16 protein-coding genes are annotated in these 17,231 nt (G+C 65.7%); 10 read left to right on the top strand and 6 right to left on the bottom strand.

The window, feature by feature from the left end; all coding sequences use genetic code 11:
* From IVB32_RS05010 to IVB32_RS04995, 4 genes are all read left to right on the top strand, one after another.
* Nucleotides 1–1,134 (top strand): PA0069 family radical SAM protein (locus tag IVB32_RS05010; protein ID WP_247409933.1); only part of this gene is annotated, 1,134 nt, incomplete at its 5' end.
* A gap of 23 nt (nt 1,135–1,157) precedes the next feature.
* On the top strand, nt 1,158–1,613 hold the full coding sequence (locus IVB32_RS05005; RefSeq protein ID WP_018454911.1) for a VOC family protein: 456 nt from the start codon (nt 1,158–1,160) through the stop codon (nt 1,611–1,613).
* A 77-nt stretch (nt 1,614–1,690) separates the two neighbouring features.
* Nucleotides 1,691–2,548 carry a ribonuclease HII gene (locus IVB32_RS05000; protein ID WP_247372689.1) on the top strand — a complete coding sequence of 286 codons (858 nt, stop codon included), beginning with the start codon at nt 1,691–1,693 and terminating at the stop codon, nt 2,546–2,548.
* A 98-nt stretch (nt 2,549–2,646) separates the two neighbouring features.
* Nucleotides 2,647–4,155, top strand: coding sequence for a glycosyltransferase family 39 protein (locus tag IVB32_RS04995; RefSeq protein ID WP_247391673.1), 1,509 nt, complete (start codon nt 2,647–2,649; stop codon nt 4,153–4,155).
* 124 nt (nt 4,156–4,279) lie between these two features.
* Here the strand turns inward: IVB32_RS04995 and IVB32_RS04990 are convergent, their stop codons facing one another.
* Nucleotides 4,280–5,089 (bottom strand): uracil-DNA glycosylase, encoded by an 810-nt coding sequence (locus IVB32_RS04990; RefSeq protein ID WP_247372693.1) that lies wholly within the window; start codon nt 5,087–5,089, stop codon nt 4,280–4,282.
* 135 nt (nt 5,090–5,224) lie between these two features.
* On the opposite strand from IVB32_RS04990, the gene IVB32_RS04985 reads away from it, so the two are divergent.
* The 3 genes from IVB32_RS04985 to IVB32_RS04975 all read left to right on the top strand — a co-directional run bounded on the left by IVB32_RS04985 (nt 5,225) and on the right by IVB32_RS04975 (nt 9,933).
* Entirely contained in the window at nt 5,225–6,886 is a 1,662-nt protein-coding gene (locus IVB32_RS04985; RefSeq protein ID WP_018454907.1) for an electron transfer flavoprotein-ubiquinone oxidoreductase, read from the top strand.
* A gap of 331 nt (nt 6,887–7,217) precedes the next feature.
* Nucleotides 7,218–9,020 carry a tetratricopeptide repeat protein gene (locus IVB32_RS04980; RefSeq protein ID WP_026232840.1) on the top strand — a complete coding sequence of 601 codons (1,803 nt, stop codon included), beginning with the start codon at nt 7,218–7,220 and terminating at the stop codon, nt 9,018–9,020.
* 28 nt (nt 9,021–9,048) lie between these two features.
* Complete coding sequence (locus IVB32_RS04975) at nt 9,049–9,933, top strand: 4-(cytidine 5'-diphospho)-2-C-methyl-D-erythritol kinase (protein ID WP_018454905.1); 885 nt, start codon at nt 9,049–9,051, stop codon at nt 9,931–9,933.
* A 27-nt stretch (nt 9,934–9,960) separates the two neighbouring features.
* Here the strand turns inward: IVB32_RS04975 and IVB32_RS04970 are convergent, their stop codons facing one another.
* The 5 genes from IVB32_RS04970 to IVB32_RS04950 all read right to left on the bottom strand — a co-directional run bounded on the left by IVB32_RS04970 (nt 9,961) and on the right by IVB32_RS04950 (nt 14,727).
* A complete protein-coding gene (locus IVB32_RS04970) occupies nt 9,961–10,836 on the bottom strand; it encodes an alpha/beta hydrolase (protein WP_247299542.1) in 876 nt (291 codons plus the stop codon).
* Between the two features lie 7 nt (nt 10,837–10,843).
* Nucleotides 10,844–11,476 carry a LysE family translocator gene (locus IVB32_RS04965; protein WP_018454903.1) on the bottom strand — a complete coding sequence of 211 codons (633 nt, stop codon included), beginning with the start codon at nt 11,474–11,476 and terminating at the stop codon, nt 10,844–10,846.
* Between the two features lie 58 nt (nt 11,477–11,534).
* The gene (fabF, locus tag IVB32_RS04960; protein WP_247372696.1) at nt 11,535–12,791 is read right to left on the bottom strand and encodes a beta-ketoacyl-ACP synthase II; all 1,257 of its coding nucleotides are present in this window, start codon (nt 12,789–12,791) and stop codon (nt 11,535–11,537) included.
* A 1-nt stretch (nt 12,792) separates the two neighbouring features.
* A complete protein-coding gene (locus IVB32_RS04955) occupies nt 12,793–13,308 on the bottom strand; it encodes a helix-turn-helix domain-containing protein (RefSeq protein ID WP_018454901.1) in 516 nt (171 codons plus the stop codon).
* 411 nt (nt 13,309–13,719) lie between these two features.
* The gene (locus tag IVB32_RS04950) at nt 13,720–14,727 is read right to left on the bottom strand and encodes a polyprenyl synthetase family protein (protein ID WP_007594965.1); all 1,008 of its coding nucleotides are present in this window, start codon (nt 14,725–14,727) and stop codon (nt 13,720–13,722) included.
* A gap of 131 nt (nt 14,728–14,858) precedes the next feature.
* Between IVB32_RS04950 and IVB32_RS04945 the strand changes: the two genes are divergently transcribed.
* The 3 genes from IVB32_RS04945 (at nt 14,859) to IVB32_RS04935 (ending at nt 16,969) form a co-directional block, all read left to right on the top strand.
* Nucleotides 14,859–15,086 (top strand): DUF2007 domain-containing protein, encoded by a 228-nt coding sequence (locus IVB32_RS04945; protein ID WP_007607161.1) that lies wholly within the window; start codon nt 14,859–14,861, stop codon nt 15,084–15,086.
* Nucleotides 15,079–15,849, top strand: coding sequence for a methyltransferase (locus IVB32_RS04940; protein ID WP_247372698.1), 771 nt, complete (start codon nt 15,079–15,081; stop codon nt 15,847–15,849). Before IVB32_RS04945 ends, IVB32_RS04940 begins: the two co-directional genes overlap by 8 nt.
* A gap of 211 nt (nt 15,850–16,060) precedes the next feature.
* On the top strand, nt 16,061–16,969 hold the full coding sequence (locus tag IVB32_RS04935; protein WP_247372701.1) for a S49 family peptidase: 909 nt from the start codon (nt 16,061–16,063) through the stop codon (nt 16,967–16,969).
* Nucleotides 16,970–17,231 lie beyond the last annotated feature (262 nt).

The following is a 17,231-nucleotide window of genomic DNA, read 5'->3' as shown; positions in this document are numbered from 1 at the left end:
CACCCGCCGGTCACGGCGCCCTCCGAGCCGGCGGGTGCGCCTTCTGACTTCCCTGAGCTGGCGGTCGCCATCGACCGCCAGCGCAGGCGAGGCCGGGGCGCGCAGTCCAACGCCAGCGGCCGGTTTGAGGCCGAGGCGCGCGTCGCATTCGACGATGGCTGGCAGAGCCTTGAAGAACTGCCCCCGTTCAAGACCACGGTCGGGATCGACACCTCGCGCAAGGTGATCACCCGCAACGAATCTCCCGACATCGGCTTCGATCGTTCGATCAATCCCTACCGCGGTTGCGAGCACGGCTGCGTCTATTGCTTCGCGCGGCCGACGCATGCCTATCTCGGCCTGTCGCCGGGGCTCGACTTTGAGTCGAAGCTGTTCGTGAAGCCCGAGGCGCCGGCGTTGCTCGAGAAGGAGCTTGCGGCGCCGGGCTACGAGCCGCGGATGATCGCGATCGGCACCAACACCGATCCCTATCAGCCGATCGAGCGCGAGCGCAAAATCATGCGCGGCATTCTGGAGGTGCTGGAGCGCGCCGGCCATCCCGTCGGGATCGTCACCAAGTCGGCGCTGGTCGTGCGCGACATCGACATTCTCGCGCGAATGGCCAAACGCAACCTCGCCAAGGTCGGGATCTCCGTGACCTCGCTCGATCCGAAACTAGCGCGCACCATGGAGCCGCGGGCGTCCACGCCGCCGAAGCGGCTGGAGGCACTGAAGCAGCTTTCCGAGGCTGGCATTCCGACCACCGTCATGGTCGCGCCCGTGATCCCCGCGCTGAACGATTCCGAGATCGAGCGCATCCTGGATGCCGCCGCCCATGCCGGCGTCAAGGAGGCCTCCTACGTGTTGCTGCGGTTGCCGCTCGAGGTGCGCGATCTCTTTCGGGAATGGCTGATGGCGAACTATCCGGACCGGTATCGCCACGTCTTCACGCTGATCCGCGACATGCGCGGCGGCCGTGACTACGATGCGAAATGGGGCGAGCGCATGAAGGGCACCGGCCCGATGGCCTGGACCATCGGCCGCCGCTTCGAGATCGCTTGCGACAGGCTCGGGCTGAACAAACGGCGCGCCAAGCTGACGACGGATCATTTTGCCAAGCCGAAGCGGAACGGCGATCAGCTCAGCCTGTTCTGAGGGACGAAGTGAGAGAGGCGTCTATGAGTAAGGAACCGCCAGCTCCTATCCCGCGGCTGACCGTCATCACGCTGGGCGTGAACGACATCCGCGCCAGCATTGCCTTTTACGACGCGCTCGGTTTCTCGCGCCGGCTCAAGGTAACCGGCGAGACCGTTGCGTTCTATGACACCGGCGGTCCGGTGCTCGCGTTGTTTCCCTGGGATCAACTCGCGGTCGACGCCAAATTGCCTGATCATCCGAGGCCATCGACGTTCCGCGGCATGACGCTCGCCTGGAATTGCCGCGCGCGTGAGGAGGTGGATGCGGTGCTGGTCTTCGCCGTCAGCAAGGGAGCCGCGTTGCTGAAGGCAGCACATGAGACCGACTACGGCGGCTATTCCGGCTATTTCGCCGATCCTGACGGCCATCCCTGGGAGGTCGTGGTCGCGCCCGGCATCGACGTCGGCGAGGACCGGCGGGTGCATCTGGCGGAATAGGGCGGCTGGCTTGAATAACGGGAATTGTTCGAGGTTCCCGATTGCGCAGGCCATGCCGCTTGCGCACGATCCCGGCCATGATTCGGGATCAATCCGCCAAGAAGCCGGCCAAAGGCGCGCCCAAAAAGGCTGCGCCTAAGAACGAGAAGGCTGCGCCTGAGAACAAGAAAGCTGCGCCCAAAAAAATCGCCAAGGCGCTGGCCGGCACAAAGAGCGCCATCATCGTTGCCCCAAGCTTCCGCCGTGAGCGCGCGCTGATCAAGCGCGGCGTTTGGCCGGTAGCGGGCTGCGATGAGGCGGGCCGGGGGCCACTGGCCGGTCCGGTGGTGGCGGCGGCGGTGATTCTCGATCCCGACCGCATCCCGCGCGGCATCGACGATTCCAAGCGCCTGACGGCCGAGGAGCGCGAAAGGCTGTTCGGCAAGATCTGCGCGACCGCCCAGGTCTCGGTGGCCGTCGCCTCGCGCTCCCGCATCGACCGCGACAACATCCTGCGCGCCTCGCTGTGGGCGCTGAAGCGCGCCGTGGTGGCGCTGCCCCAGCAGCCGCGGCACGTCTTCGTCGACGGCCGCGACCGGCTCGACACGGAATGCGATTGCGAAGCCGTGATCGGCGGCGACGGCATCGTCCTGTCGATCGCAGCGGCCTCGATCATCGCCAAGGTAACGCGGGACCGCCTGATGTGCGCGTTGGCGCAGGACTGTCCCGGCTACGGTTTCGAGCAGCATAAGGGCTACGCCGTGCCCGAGCACCTCGACGCGCTCAACCGCCTCGGTCCCACCGTCCACCACCGCAGCTTCTTCGCCCCCGTCGCCGCCGCACGCGCCAAGCACATGCCCTGGACGGTCGAGCCGGCGCAGGATCTGTTTGCGGTGACCGAGATCGAGTTGCAGGTGGACACGAGCCTGGAAGTCGACGCGTCGGCAAATCTCTAGACGAGACTCAGTTGCCACGACGCGTCACGCCCTTTATCAAAACAGTCGTGAGCGAATAGGGCCGGCTTCACGGGTTGGCTGCATCTTTCGGACGTTGCATGCGGTTTACCTCCCTGGTCATCGAGCTCATTCGCGCGCGGCCGCGGCTGATCGTCTGGATCGCCGTGCTGCTCCAGGCCGCGATGTGGCTGTTCGTGGCGCTCGTGTTTTATCGCAGCCCGCCCGGCAGTCTCGCGACCCTGCTGGCCTTCGGCCGCGAATACCAGGTCGGCACCGATCTCGGGCCGCCCTTGCCGGTCTGGCTCGCCGACATCGCCTATCGCGCTGCCGGCGGCCACCTGTTCGGTGTCTACGTGCTGGCCGAGCTCTGCGGGATCGCGACTTTGATCACGCTCTATCATCTGTCCCGCGCGGTGGTCGGTCCCCAGCAGGCAGTGCTGGCCGTGCTGCTGACCATGACGCTGCTGGCCTTCTCCTCGCCCACACTCGACTTCGGCCCTCTGGTGCTGGCGCGACCGCTCTGGGCGCTGCTGCTGCTGCATTCCTGGCAGATCATCGGACAGCGCCGCGGCAACGCCTGGTTTGCCTGGTCGATCGAGGCCGGCCTCTTGCTGCTGACGACGCCGGCTGCGATCTTCCTGCTGCTGCTGATCGTCGTCTTCGCGCTCGCAACCGCGGACGGCCGCCGCACGTTGCGTGCCTTCGACCCGCTGTTTGCGCTGGTGGTCGTCGCCGTGCTGGCATTGCCCTATGCCGTCTGGCTGATGCGCGCCGAGGCGCTCGTCCTGCCGGCCTTGCCTGCGGTCGCCCAGCTCAATGCCCGCGCGCTGCACGCGGCCTGGCTGCTCGGGGGGCTCCTGCTCGGTGCGGCGGCGATCCCGGCGCTGACCGTCCTCAACACCGGCCTGTTCGTGCCCAAGAGCGAGGAGGCGCCGATCATCTACCGCCCGCCGGTCGAGCCGCTCGCACGTAATTTCGTCTATTTCTTCGCGCTGGCGCCGGCGCTCGGCGCGGTGCTGATCTCCGGCCTGCTGGGCCTCGACGCCGTCGTCGGCGGCGCCGGCGTCGTGCTGGTGTCGTCGGGGCTTGCCGTGGTCGTGGGGGCCGGCGATCTCATCGCGATGCGCCGCGCGAGGATGCTGCGGATGGTCTGGGCGGCTGCCGTCGTGGCGCCCGCAATCGGCGTCGTGCTCGCCGTCCTGCTGCTGCCGTGGACCGGTGCCAACGAGATCGCGACCTCGATGCCGGCCCGCGCGATTTCGGACTTCTTCGACGAGAGCTTTGCCCGCCGCACCAATCATCGCCTGCGCGCGGTCGCCGGCGAGACCCAGCTTGCGAGCTTGATCACGCTGCATTCCGGCCGGCCGCATCTCTTCATCGATGCCGAGCCCGCGCGTACACCCTGGATCAATCAGGCCAAATTCAGCGAGACCGGCGGCGTCGTGGTCTGGCGCGCTTCCGATACCGCCGGCACGCCGCCGCCGGACATCCTCGCGCGCTTTCCCGGCATCGTGCCGGAAGTCCCGCGCGCCTTCGAATGGCTGGTGACCGGACGCCAGCAACTCCTGCGCATCGGCTGGGCCATCGTGCGGCCGAAGGGGACTTAGTTGCTCGCTCTTTCGGTCGTCATTGCGAGGAGCCCTTGCGACGAAGCAATCCACAGCCCCTCCGCGGAAAGATTCTGGATTGCTTCGCTGCGCTCGCAATGACGGCGAAAGGCTGTACGGCCCCTCACGCCTCCGCCAGCACCTTCGCGATCGCGCGCAGATCCTGCCAGGCCAGCCGCTTGTACGACGGCGAGCGCAACAGATAGGCGGGATGGAAGGTCGGCAGCGCGCGAATGGTGCGCCCGCCCGTCTCGTAGTCGAACCAGCGGCCGCGGGTACGCATGATGCCTTCGCGGGTCGACAGCAGCGTCTGCGTCGAGGGATTGCCGAGTGTCACCAGCACATCCGGATTCACCAGCTCGATCTGGCGCTGGATGAACGGCAGGCAGATTTGCGTCTCCTGCGGCGTCGGCGTGCGGTTGCCGGGCGGCCGCCAGGGAATCACGTTGGCGATGTAGGCCGTGGTGCGGTTGAGGCCTATGGCTCCTATCATCAAATCGAGCAGCTTGCCGCTGCGCCCGACGAAGGGCAGCCCCTCGATGTCCTCGTCGCGGCCCGGTGCCTCGCCGACGAACATGATGCGTGCCTGCGGATTGCCGTCGGCGAAAACCAAACGTGTCGCCGTGTGCTTCAGCGCGCAGCCGTCAAAGCTCTGCATCAGCTCGCGCAGCGCCTCCAAGCTTGGCGCGGTGCGTGCGGCCTCGCGCGCCGAGGCGATCGCGATGTCGGGCGCAGGTGCCGCCTCGCCGCGCATCACCGCGGGCGCGGCGACCGGCCGTGGGGCCTCGACTGGAGGTGGCGCGCGCGGGGCCGGAGGTGGAACATCCAATTCCGCCAGGCGGTCGATCGGTTCCTCCGCGAGCGTGCAATCGACTCCGGCCTCCAGATAGAAGGCGAGCAGCTCTCGGACCGTGGGTGCGGGTTCTGGGATCATCGGAAAGTCTGACTATTAGTCCAGTTTGGAGCGCCTTGCACCCCGGCGAAACGCATTTCCGAGGTTGTCCTACCCGGAAAAATCGGAAACAAGAGGGCGCAATCGACCAAGGACCGTCTCAAGGGCTGAGATCAGATGAGCACCGAAGAACTTCCCCCGCGCGAATCCATGGAATTCGACGTCGTCATCGTCGGCGCCGGTCCCTCGGGCCTGGCTGCGGCGATCCGGCTGAAGCAGATCAATGCCGATCTCAATGTCGTGGTGGTGGAGAAGGGCTCCGAGGTCGGTGCGCATATTCTCTCCGGCGCCGTGATCGATCCGGCCGGGCTCGACAAGCTGATCCCGGACTGGCGCGAGGATTCCGATTGTCCGCTCAAGACGCAGGTCAAGGACGACCGCTTCTTCTGGTTCACCGAGACCAGCGCGATCAAGCTGCCGAACTTCATCATGCCGCCGCTGATGGACAATCATCACTGCTATATCGGCTCGCTCGGCAATGTCTGCCGCTGGCTGGCGCGCAAAGCGGAAGCGCTAGGCGTCGAGATCTATCCCGGTTTTGCCGCGGCCGAAGTGCTCTATGACGACAATGGCGCGGTGCGCGGCATCGCCACCGGCGACATGGGGATCGGCCGGGACGGCAAGCCGAAGGACTCCTTTACCCGTGGCATGGAATTGCTCGGCAAGTACACGCTGTTCGCCGAAGGTGCGCGCGGCAGCCTGACCAAGCAGCTGATCTCGAAATACGCGCTCGACACCAAAAGTGAGCCGCCGAAATTTGGCATCGGGCTCAAGGAAGTCTGGCAGATCGATCCGGCCAAGCATCAGAAGGGCCTCGTGCAGCACGCGGTTGGCTGGCCCTTGAACAACAACACCGGCGGCGGCCTGTTCTTCTACCATTATGACGAGAACCTGGTGTCGATCGGTTTCGTCGTTCATCTCAACTACAACGACCCCTATTTGTCGCCATTCGACGAATTCCAGCGCGTCAAGAACCATCCGGCCGTCCGCGCGACGCTTGAAGGCGGCAAGCGGCTGGCTTACGGCGCGCGCGCCATCACCGAAGGCGGGTACCAGTCGGTGCCGCGGCTGAGCTTCCCGGGCGGTGCGCTAATCGGCTGCGCGGCCGGCTTCGTCAACGTGCCCCGGATCAAGGGCGTGCACAATGCCATGGGCACCGGCATGCTCGCGGCCGAACATGTTAACGTGGCTCTCGCTGCGGGCCGCGCCAATGATGAGCTGGTCGAATACGAGAACGGTTGGCGCGATTCCGTCGTCGGTAAGGACCTCTATCCTGTCCGCAATGCCAAGCCGTTGTTGTCGAAGTTCGGCACCTTCATCGGCGCCGGGCTCGGCATCTTCGACATGTGGTGCAACACGCTGTTCGGCGGCTCGCTATTTGGCACCCAGTCGCACGCGAAGCCCGATCGCGCGACGCTCGATCCGGCCAAGACCCACGCGCCGAGAACCTACCCGAAGCCGGACGGCAAGATTTCCTTCGACAAGCTCTCGTCGGTGTTCCTGTCCAATACCAATCATGAGGAGGACCAGCCGGTCCATCTCAAGGTCACGGACATGAACCTCCAGAAGACCTCCGAGCACGACGTGTTTGCCGGTCCCTCGAATCGCTATTGCCCGGCCGGCGTCTATGAGTGGATCGAGGAAGGTTCGGGCCCGCGCTTCCAGATCAATGCCCAGAACTGCGTTCACTGCAAAACCTGCGACGTGAAGGACCCCAACGGCAACATCACCTGGGTTCCCCCGGAGGGCGGCGGCGGTCCGAACTACGAGGCCATGTAGGCTGGGGTCAGCAAGTCACGATCCATGTGACCGAGGCCAATGTGACCAGAGTTGCGTGATCTTCGCCCTGTGACGCACGTTCGCGTGAGAACCCGGCCGCGGTCCCCGTGGTCACGATAAGGCCATACTGGCGGCGTCTTGGGGCGCTCTTGACGGGTCACTTGGCCGATTTGTGCCGTGCGGAGGGGATCGCCCGGCCCGAATCCTTGCGGTGAAGCGCCAAAAGCGGCATTGTCGGCCTGACGGTTCCGGGTCCCCATGCCACCGGCCGCGTTCGCTTGCGATACGGCCTTCTGCAAACCCAGGCACTACCAACTCAAGGCGAGCCCCGATGCTTTCAAATCGTTTCAACCGTTGGACTGTTGCCGCCATTGCCCTCATGGGCTCAGCGATGGCGACGGTCCCCGGCGCGGTCCGGGCGCAGACGCCGGACCATCCGTCCGACACGGCGGCGCAGTTTCCGACCCGAAACGATCTGAAGGCGCTGACCACCTCCGGCAGCTATCTCGCCGCCCGCCACGCCAGCGTCGAGCGCGACGCGGCCTCCGCCGCCGCATTCTATCGCTCGGCCCTGCGCACCGACCCCAAGAACAACGAGCTGCTCGATCGCGCCTTCATCTCCTCGGTCGCCGACGGTGACATCGACGAGGCTGTCAAGCTCGCCGAGCGCATCCTGACCATCGACAAGACCAACCGCGTTGCACGGCTCGTCGTTGGCGTGCACGATCTCAAGTTCAAGAAGTACGCGACCGCGCAGACCAACATCAACCAGTCGATCCGCGGTCCGATCACCGATCTCGTCGCCACGCTGCTGTCGGGCTGGGCCGCCTATGGTGCGGGGGATGCCAAGGGCGGCGTCGCCACCATCGACAAGCTGGCCGGTCCTGAATGGTATCCGCTGTTCAAGGATCTCCATGCCGGCATGATCCTCGAACTCGCCGGCAAGGAGAAAGACGCTGGCACCCGGTTCGAGCGTGCCTACAAGCTCGACGATTCCATGTTGCGTGTCACCGAGGCCTATGCGCGCTGGCTATCTCGCAACAAGGACTCGGCCGCCGCGACCACGGTCTACCAGGCTTTCGACAAGAAGCTCGCCCGCCATCCGCTGATCGTGGAAGGGTTGCGCGACACCAAGGCCGGCAAGAAGATGCCGCCGCTGGTCGATAGCGCGCAAGCCGGCGCCGCAGAAGCACTCTACGGCATCGGCGCCACACTGACCCGCCGCGGCGGCGAGGATCTGGCGCTGGTCTACCTCCAGCTCTCGCTCTACCTGCAGCCCACCCATCCCCTGGCGCTGCTCTCGCTCGCCGATCTCTATGAATCGGTGAAGCGGCCGCAGATGGCGATCAAGGTCTACGAGCGGGTGCCGTCGTCCTCTCCACTCAAGCGCAACGCCCAAATCCAGCTCGCCATCGATCTGGATTCCGCCGACCGCACCGACGAGGCGATCAAGATCCTCAAGGGCGTCACCACTGAGGATCCCAAGGATCTCGAAGCCATCATGGCGCTCGGCAACATCGAGCGCGGCCGCAAGAAGTTCGGCGAATGCGGCGCGACCTATTCGCAAGGCGTCGACGTGCTGCCGGCCGGCAACGATAAGGCCAACAGCGTCTGGTATTATTATCGCGGCATCTGCGAGGAGCGCTCCAAGCAGTGGGGCAAGGCCGAAGCCGACATGAAGAAGGCGCTCGAGCTGCAACCCGACCAGCCGCACGTCCTCAACTATCTCGGCTATTCCTGGATCGACCAGGGCATCAATCTCGACGAAGGCATGAAGATGATCAAGCGGGCAGTCGAGCAGCGCCCGGATGACGGCTACATCGTCGACTCCCTTGGCTGGGCCTATTACCGCATCGGCAATTACGAGGACGCGGTGAAGAACCTCGAGCGCGCCATTGATCTCAAGCCCGAGGATCCCACTATCAACGATCACCTTGGCGACGCCTATTGGCGCGTCGGCCGCACGCTGGAAGCCAAGTTCCAGTGGGCCCACGCCCGCGATCTCAAGCCCGAAGCGGATGAGCTTCCGAAGATCGAGGCCAAGATTGCAAACGGTATGACCGACGACAATTCGAACTCCTCGGCTGCGCAGGCGGAGAAGGAGAAGAAGAAGGACGACGGCAAGGGCGGCTGAGTGAGTTGAAGTTGGGGGCGTGTCGTCAATGCCGGCGTTGATTGAAGAAGGGCGCGCGAAGGTCAATCTGAGCCTTCGCGTGGTGGGCCGTCGTGCCGACGGCTATCATGATCTCGAAAGCGTGGTCGCCTTTGCCGACTGCGCCGACCGGCTCACGCTGGAGCCCGGCGGCGAGCTGAAGCTCACCACGACGGGGCCGCTCGCCGCGGCCTGCGGCAATATGGCCGACAACCTCGTGTTCAAGGCGGCCAAGCTCCTGGCCGAAGCCGTCCCGAACCTGAAGCTGGGCGCCTTCGCGCTCGACAAGGTGCTCCCGGTCGCCGCCGGCATCGGCGGCGGCTCGGCCGACGCCGCGGCGGCGCTGCGGTTGCTGGCGCGCCTCAACGATCTGTCGCTCGACGACGCCCGCCTCCAGAAGGTTGCGCTTGCGACCGGCGCCGACGTGCCGGTGTGTCTGTTCTCGCGCGCCTGCGACATGACCGGTGTCGGCGAGCAGCTGCTGCCCTTGATGCTGCCGAGCATGCCCTGCGTGATGGTCAATCCACGCGTGCCGGTCGCGACAAAGGACGTGTTCCAGGAGCTGGGCCTGCGCAACGGCGAACTCCTGGTCGGCGCCACGTCCGTCTTCGACGGCCCGGCCTGGCCAGGCGAGGGCGCCTCCATCGCCGACTGGATCGATACTCTCGAGACCGTCGCCAATGATCTCGAAGCGCCTGCGATGCGCATCAAGCCGGTGATTGGCGACGTGCTGGAAGCCTTGCGTGGCTCCGCCGGCGTCAAGCTCGCCCGCATGTCCGGCTCGGGGGCGACGTGCTTTGCGATCTATGGCGCATCTGCCGAGGCGCATGCCGCCGCCGAGAATATCCGCAGGGATCATTCCGGCTGGTGGGTGCACTCGGGAACGCTGAGCTAGATCTGCAATGACGCGGATGTTGCGGAGCTAGCCCGCAGCGTCCTCGCCAAGCCCGAGAAACCGCCGGATCTCACCCAACACCTCCTGCGGCTTGTCATGCTGCAGCCAGTGTCCGGCCCCTGCAATGGTCTCGACGCGCGCCTGCGGAAAGTAGCGCTCCAGCCCCGCGGCCCTCGCGCCAGCCAGAAAGCTTTCGCCGGCATTCAAGAGCAGCGTCGGACAGGTGATGCGCGACCACAGCGCGATGTGATCGTCCGGCCAGAGCCGGTGCGGCGCAGAGGCGCGCTGGTAGGGATCGAACTTCCAGCTATAGGTGCCGTCCTCGTTCTGCCGCGCGCCGTGGGTGGCGAGGTGCAGCGCGAGCTCGCGAGACAGCCGCTTGTTGTGAAGGACCATCTGCGCCGCCGCGTCTTCGAGGGTCGAATAGCGGCGCGGTGCGCGGTCGTGCAACTTGTCGAGCTGACCGATCCACTTGCCGATCCGCTCATGCACCGGCGGTTTTGGTGTATCCGGCAACATCGTCACGCCGTCGAGCACGACCAGCTTCGAGACCTGTTCGGGGAATGCCCCTGTAAAGATCAGGCTGACCATGCCGCCCATAGAATGGCCGATGAGAGTGACTTGAGGCGCCGCGATGGCACGGACGAGCTGGGCCAGATCGTACACATACTCCGTCAGCGCGTAGCTGCCGCCCCTGGTCCAGTCGGAATCGCCGTGACCGCGCAGGTCCGGTGCGAGCACGTGAAAATGCGGCTGCAGCGACCGGGCGATGACGTCCCAGCTCCGGCAGTGATCGCGGCCGCCGTGAACCAGGATGGCGACCGGCGCGCCGTCGTTGCCCCAGTCGGCATAGTGCAGCCGCAGGCCGTGAGACTCGTAAATGCGGCTTTGCGGGGCGGGCATGGTGGCGCTATCCATTCACGGGCCGCCGCGCCAGTGCGAGCGACAGGCCGAGCCCTGCGATGAAGACGCCGGAGCCCTGGGTGAGACGTCGCATCAAATGCGGGCGTCCGATCAACTGCGTACGTGTCGCGGAGGCCATCAGCACCACCACGATATCGGCGAGCGTGTTCAGCGTCACCGAGAGCGCGCCCAACGTGATGAATTGCAGTGTCGGGTTCGATCCCGCCGGGTCAAGGAACTGCGGAATGAAGGCGAGGAAGAAGGCGGCGGTCTTCGGGTTCAGCGCCTCGACCAGCACGCCGTCGCGAAAGGCGCGCTTGTCGCCGACGGGCTTGCTGTCGAATGACGGCGCGCGGCTGGCGCTGCGAAAAGTCCTGATGCCGAGCCAGACGAGATAAAGTGCGCCGACGAATTTCACGGCGGCAAACAGCTCGGCGCTGGCAAGAATGATCGCGGAGATGCCGAAGCTGCCCGCGACCACATGAACCAGCCCGCCGAGTGCGGTGCCCGCGGTCGATGCAAAACCGCTGCCGCGCCCTTCCGATAGGGTCCGTGCCGCGACGTAGAAAATGCCGGGGCCGGGAACGGCGGCGATGAGACAAGCGGCGGCCAGGAACAGCCAGAAATTCGTGTTGATCATCCTGCTTTGGTAGCGATGCTTGCCGCGATTGCAAGGCCCGTCGACTAAGGCCCGTCGTTCAGCCCATCCGGCGGAAGATCACGCTGGCATTCACCCCGCCGAAGCCGAACCCGTTCGAGATCGCGTGCTGCATCGGCATCGGTCGCGCCACACCGGCGACGATGTCGATGCCGTCAGCGGCGGGATCAGGGTTTTCGAGATTGAGCGTCGGCGGCGCGATCTGGTCGCGCAGGGCGAGCGCGGTGAAGACCGCTTCGAGGCCACCGGCGGCGCCGAGCAGATGCCCGGTGGCCGATTTGGTCGCGCTCACCGCGATGCCGCGGTGGCGGCCGAATAGCGCGGCGATGGCGCCAAGCTCGCTCTCGTCGCCGGCCGGCGTCGACGTCGCATGCGCGTTCAGGTGCTGTAAATCCGCGGGCGCAAGCTTGGCCTGCCGGAGCGCGATCTCCATGGCGCGCCGGGCGCCGTCGCCGTCAGGCGGACCCGATGTCATGTGATAGGCGTCCGCGGTCGTACCGTATCCGACGATCTCCGCGATCGGCCTCGCGCCGCGCGCCAATGCATGCTCCAGCTCCTCGATCACCAGGATGCCGGCGCCTTCGCCCATGACAAAACCGTCGCGGTCGCGATCGAACGGGCGCGAGGCGCGGGCGTCATTGAATCCGCTCGACAGTGCGCGGGCCGCCGCAAAGCCGCCGAGGCTGACGATGTCGATGCAGGCTTCCGCGCCGCCGCAGATCGCCACATCAGTCTCGCCCGCGCGGATCATGCGCGCGGCATCGCCGATCGCCTGAACGCCGGCAGCGCAGGCCGTGACCGGTGTGCCCAGCGCTCCCTTGTAGCCGTATTTGATCGAGACGTGGCCGGCGGCGAGATTGGCGAGGAAGGAGGGGATCGTGAACGGCGACAGCCGGCGCGGGCCGCGCTGTTCGGTGATGCGCACCGCCTCCGCCATTGCCGGAAAACCGCCGACGCCGGAGGCGATGATCGTCGCAGTTCGTTCCTGCGCCGCCGCGTCCTGCGGCGTCCAACCGGCCTGCGCAACCGCTTCCGCGGTGGCGAGCAGCGCGAACAGGATGAAGCGGTCCATCTTGCGCTGGTCTTTCGGCGCGGCGGCCTGCGCGGGATCGAAGCCGCCCTCCGCGTCATCGGCCTTGTCGGGCACGAGGCCGGCAATACGTGCGGGCAGCGCCTGCGACCATTCCGGCAGCGGGCGCAGCCCGCTTTGGCCGGCCAGCAGCCGGCGCCACGAAAGTTCGACACCGCAGCCAAGCGGCGACACCGCGCCCATTCCCGTCACGACGATACGACGCATGTCAGTCTCCAGCCGGCGCGACGGCCGGGTTCATGGCTTTGAGCGAGGTCAGCCGTTTACGCATTACACGGCTGGCGCGGGGGCCTGCGACGACGACCGCATTGGTGAGCGTGATCGGCTGCATGTCGGCGGCATCGACCACGACCGGATTGAACGGACGACAATCGTGCCGGTTCGCGAGCAGGATCGCTTCGCCCATCGGTGCGAGATGCTTGTTGCCCCAAGCGAGCAGGGTTGCGACCACGGGGAAGAAGTCCCGGGCCTTGTCCGTCAGCACATATTCGTAGCGCGGCGGCCGTTCATTGTAGCGGCGGCGGACGAACATGCCGCTTTCGGTGAGATGGGCCAACCGCCGCGACAGGATGTTCGGCGCGATCCCGAGGCTTTGCGAAAATTCGTCGAACCTCGTTGCGCCCTGGAATGCATCCCGCAGGATCAAAATGCTCCACCATTCGCCGACCGTCTCCACGGCGCGGCCGACCGGACATTCCTGAATGGAGGGGGATTTGGGCTGCATGAGGGGAAGGTAGGTGAGTAGCTTGCAAAATGCAAGTTAGTAGGCGAACCGTTAGAACACTCCGACGGAGGTGTGCCGCAAGATGGCGCACAGGATTTGAATGCAAGTTGGAAGGCGGCCCTCGCACACCTAGCTCGTCATTGCGAGCGAAGCGAAACAATCTAGAGTCCCTTTGCGGGAAGATTCTGGATTGCTTCGCTGCGCTCGCAATGACGCTGTTAATGCGGTGGTGGCGCGTATCTCAACGATGTCGTCCCGGCGAAGGCCGGGACCCAATAGCCACGACTGTTGTTGTGGTGCACGATGGTTGCTACAGGCGCTAAGACAACGCTGACCGAGGTAATGGGTCCCGGCCTTCGCCGGGACGACACTGAGGGTGTGGCTACCAGCAAGCGCTAAGGATGCAGGTAGCTAATGCGACCGAGCCAGGCAGAACGCCACGACCTGCTCCAGCGCGCTCTTCATCGGCGAGGACGGGAACAGCGCCAGCGCGTCCACGGCCATGGCGCCGTAGTGCTGGGCGCGGCTGCGCGTGTCTTCGAGCGCGCGATGCTTGTTCATCAACCCGATGGCGTGGTCGAGGTCGGTGTCGCCGATCTCACCGCGCTCCAGCGCGCGGATCCAGAAGGCGCGCTCGGTGTCGTTGCCGCGGCGGAAGGCGAGCACGACGGGCAGCGTGATCTTGCCCTCGCGGAAATCGTCGCCGGTGTTCTTGCCGAGCTTGGCGCTCTTGCCGCCATAGTCGAGCACGTCGTCGACGAGCTGGAAGGCGATGCCGAGATTCATGCCGACCGAGCGGCAGGCGGTCTGCTCCGCCTTCGGGCGGTTGGCGATCACGGGCCCGACCTCGCAGGCGGCCGCGAACAGCTCGGCGGTCTTGCCGCGGATTACGGCGAGATATTCGTCTTCGGTGGTCGCGGTGTTCTTGGCGGCGGCAAGCTGCATCACCTCGCCCTCGGCGATGGTGGCGGCGGCCGCGGAGAGAATGTCGAGCGCGCGGAGCGAGCCGACCTCGACCATCATGCGGAAGGCCTGGCCGAGCAGGAAGTCGCCGACCAGCACGCTCGCCTCATTGCCCCAGAGCATGCGCGCCGACAGCTTGCCGCGGCGCATCTCGCTCTCGTCGACGACGTCGTCATGGAGCAGCGTGGCGGTATGCATGAACTCGACGCTGGCGGCGAGTTTGATATGGCCGTCGCCGGTGTAGCCGGCGAGGTTGGCCATGGCCAACGTCAGCATCGGACGCAGGCGCTTGCCCCCGGAGGAGATCAAATGGTTGGCGACCTCCGGGATCATGGTCACGTCCGAACCGGTCCGCGACAGGATCGTGGCGTTGACGCGCTCCATGTCACCGGCGACAAGGGCAACCAGCTCTTCGATCGACGCGCCGGGGGTTTCGAAAGGTACGATGACGGCCACGCCGGTCTCCAATATTTGCCCCGGAAGGGCTATTCTGATGGAAAGACAATAGAAACTGGACGGGGATGCGGCAAGGGCCGTGGAACCATTGACATTTGGCGCTTAATCCCCGTCAGGCAGGAGGCTGTGTTTTGCGAGAACTGGTTCGGACCAACGATATGGTGCTGGTGTCGGCGATCGGCGCGCTGCTCGACGGCGCCAACATCCATCATCTGGTGCTGGACCAGAACATGAGCATCATTGAGGGCTCGCTCGGCATTTTGCCGCGGCGGATCCTGGTCCACGAGGACGACGCCATCGAGGCCCGGCAGCTTCTGACCGAGGCCGGCCTCAGCCACGAACTGCGCGGCGATGAGTGAAGCCCTGACAGACCTCACCGAGGACGCCTTTCTCGGCGGGCAATTGCGGCTGAAGCAGAAGCGGTCTGGCCATCGCGCCGGGCACGACGCCATTCTGCTCGCGGCGGCGACGGAGGCGAGGGCGGGCGACCGTGTCGTCGATCTCGGCGCCGGCATCGGCACGGCGGGCCTTGCGTTGGCTCGGCGCGTCGCCGGGATCAGGCTCGGCCTGCTCGAGATCGATCCGGAGCTGGCGGAGCTTGCGCGCGCCAATGCGGCCGCGAATGCGATTGCCGCCGAGACGATCGTGCTCGACGTCACCGCGGACGCGCAGGCCTTCGCAGCCAGCGGGCTCGCGCCCGACAGCGTCGACGTCGTGCTGATGAACCCGCCCTTCAACGATCCCGCTCGCCATCGCGGTTCGCCCGATCAGGCGCGCCAGATCGCGCATGTGGCGACGGATCAGACGCTGAATGCCTGGGTGCATGCGGCGCGGCGCATCCTCCGATCGCATGGCGCGCTGACATTGATCTGGCGCGCAGATGGGATCGCGGAGGTTTTGGCGGCGCTGTCTCGCGGCTTCGGCAGTCTCGCGATTCTGCCGGTTCACGGTGAAGCCGGGCGGCCCGCGATCCGCGTGCTGGTGCGCGCAATCAAGGGCGGGAGGGCACCGGTACGATTGTTGCCGGGCCTCATGCTCAACGAGGAGTCACGCGTGCCCAAAATAGAGGTGATGGATATTCTGGAGGGAAGGGCGGTTCTACCCCTGGTGGAACCGTGCTGAGCTATCGCGGAAGCGATTCCGACTGCTGCTCTTGCGGAGTCGTCAGGCGGATCGCCATGAACAGCGCACCGATCAGCAGCATCAGCAGATAGATTTTCATGGTGTTCTCCGCTGGCCCATTGCAGCCTCTCAACGGCGTTTCTGCAAAACACGTTCCGGGCCCTTCCAATGACAGTCGCGTGATAAGAAACGGTTAATCAGAGGTAACGGCATGGCCGAAAAATTGAACGATCCTGAGAGTTCCGGCCTGGCCGACAAGCTCATGCAATATCTGCCGGCGCGCTTCCGTCCCGGCACGGCCGTGGTGCCGGTGGTGCGGCTGTCCGGTGTGATCGGCGCAGTGACGCCGCTGCGCCCGGGCATGACGCTCGCGACGGTTTCGCGGGTTCTGGAGCGGGCGTTTTCGACGCGCAACGCCAAGGCGGTGGCGCTGGTGATCAATTCGCCCGGCGGCTCGCCGGTGCAGTCGCGCCAGATCTACCTGCGCATCAAGCAGCTCGCGGCGGAGAAGAAGCTGCCGGTGCTGGTGTTCGTCGAGGACGTCGCGGCCTCCGGCGGCTACATGATCGCGTGCGCCGGCGACGAGATCATCTGCGATCCGTCCTCGATCCTCGGCTCGATCGGCGTGGTCGGCGGCAGTTTTGGTTTCCAGGAGGCGATCAAGCGGCTCGGCATCGAGCGGCGCCTCTACACCGCCGGCGCGCACAAGGCGATGCTCGATCCGTTTCTCCCTGAAAACCCCGACGACGTCGCCAAGCTCAAGGCGCTCCAGCGCGAGATCCACCAGATCTTCATCGCGCTGGTGAAGGAGAGCCGCGGCGCGCGGTTGAAGGGCTCCGACGACACCCTGTTCACGGGCGAATACTGGGCCGGCGAGAGTTCGATCGCGCTGGGGCTCGCCGACAGCATCGGCGATCTCCGCTCAACTCTTCGTGCCCGCTATGGCGAGAAGGTTCTCACCCCCGTGATTGCCCAGCCGACCGGTCTGCTCTCCGGCCTTTTGGGCCGGAAATCGCCCGGCGCGGGGCAGCTTTCCGCCATGGAATCAATGGCCAGCCTGCCGGACGACCTGATCTCGGCGGTCGAGACGCGCGCGATCTGGGCGAAATTCGGGTTTTAGACGGAGCCCCTCCGCGCCATTTGGCCCCAAGGAGACTTGAAGCCGTGCCAATTGCGGCGCGGCCCGGTCTGCGCAAGAATGCGCGTGGGGGCTGAGCATTGTGAACAAGGAACGACCGATGCCGCCGTTCGTCGCATTCGCGGGCGTCCTGGGCGGGCTTGCCGTGGTCCGCTGGGCTTACAAGACCGCCGTCAGGATCAACCAGGAGCTGGAGGAGATGCGCCTCTCGCGCGTCGCCGAGGCCGCCCATATGGGGGCCGTC

The sequence above is a fragment of the Bradyrhizobium sp. 23 genome (assembly GCF_023073295.1).
Lineage (GTDB): Bacteria > Pseudomonadota > Alphaproteobacteria > Rhizobiales > Xanthobacteraceae > Bradyrhizobium > Bradyrhizobium canariense_D.
The sequence above is the reverse complement of the archived record's forward strand: the minus strand, read 5'-3'. Positions and strand labels throughout refer to the sequence as shown.

Excerpts from the sequence above, each read along its gene's own strand:
- IVB32_RS04940 (WP_247372698.1), top strand. The coding sequence starts at position 15,079 with ATGAGTGAAGCCCTGACAGACCTCACCGAGGACGCCTTTCTCGGCGGG.
- IVB32_RS04980 (WP_026232840.1), top strand. The coding sequence starts at position 7,218 with ATGCTTTCAAATCGTTTCAACCGTTGGACTGTTGCCGCCATTGCCCTC.
- IVB32_RS05005 (WP_018454911.1), top strand. The coding sequence starts at position 1,158 with ATGAGTAAGGAACCGCCAGCTCCTATCCCGCGGCTGACCGTCATCACG.
- IVB32_RS04985 (WP_018454907.1), top strand. The coding sequence starts at position 5,225 with ATGAGCACCGAAGAACTTCCCCCGCGCGAATCCATGGAATTCGACGTC.
- IVB32_RS04990 (WP_247372693.1), bottom strand. The coding sequence starts at position 5,089 with ATGATCCCAGAACCCGCACCCACGGTCCGAGAGCTGCTCGCCTTCTAT.
- IVB32_RS04975 (WP_018454905.1), top strand. The coding sequence starts at position 9,049 with ATGCCGGCGTTGATTGAAGAAGGGCGCGCGAAGGTCAATCTGAGCCTT.
- IVB32_RS04955 (WP_018454901.1), bottom strand. The coding sequence starts at position 13,308 with ATGCAGCCCAAATCCCCCTCCATTCAGGAATGTCCGGTCGGCCGCGCC.
- IVB32_RS04935 (WP_247372701.1), top strand. The coding sequence starts at position 16,061 with ATGGCCGAAAAATTGAACGATCCTGAGAGTTCCGGCCTGGCCGACAAG.
- IVB32_RS05000 (WP_247372689.1), top strand. The coding sequence starts at position 1,691 with ATGATTCGGGATCAATCCGCCAAGAAGCCGGCCAAAGGCGCGCCCAAA.
- fabF (WP_247372696.1), bottom strand. The coding sequence starts at position 12,791 with ATGCGTCGTATCGTCGTGACGGGAATGGGCGCGGTGTCGCCGCTTGGC.
- IVB32_RS04995 (WP_247391673.1), top strand. The coding sequence starts at position 2,647 with ATGCGGTTTACCTCCCTGGTCATCGAGCTCATTCGCGCGCGGCCGCGG.
- IVB32_RS04970 (WP_247299542.1), bottom strand. The coding sequence starts at position 10,836 with ATGCCCGCCCCGCAAAGCCGCATTTACGAGTCTCACGGCCTGCGGCTG.
- IVB32_RS04965 (WP_018454903.1), bottom strand. The coding sequence starts at position 11,476 with ATGATCAACACGAATTTCTGGCTGTTCCTGGCCGCCGCTTGTCTCATC.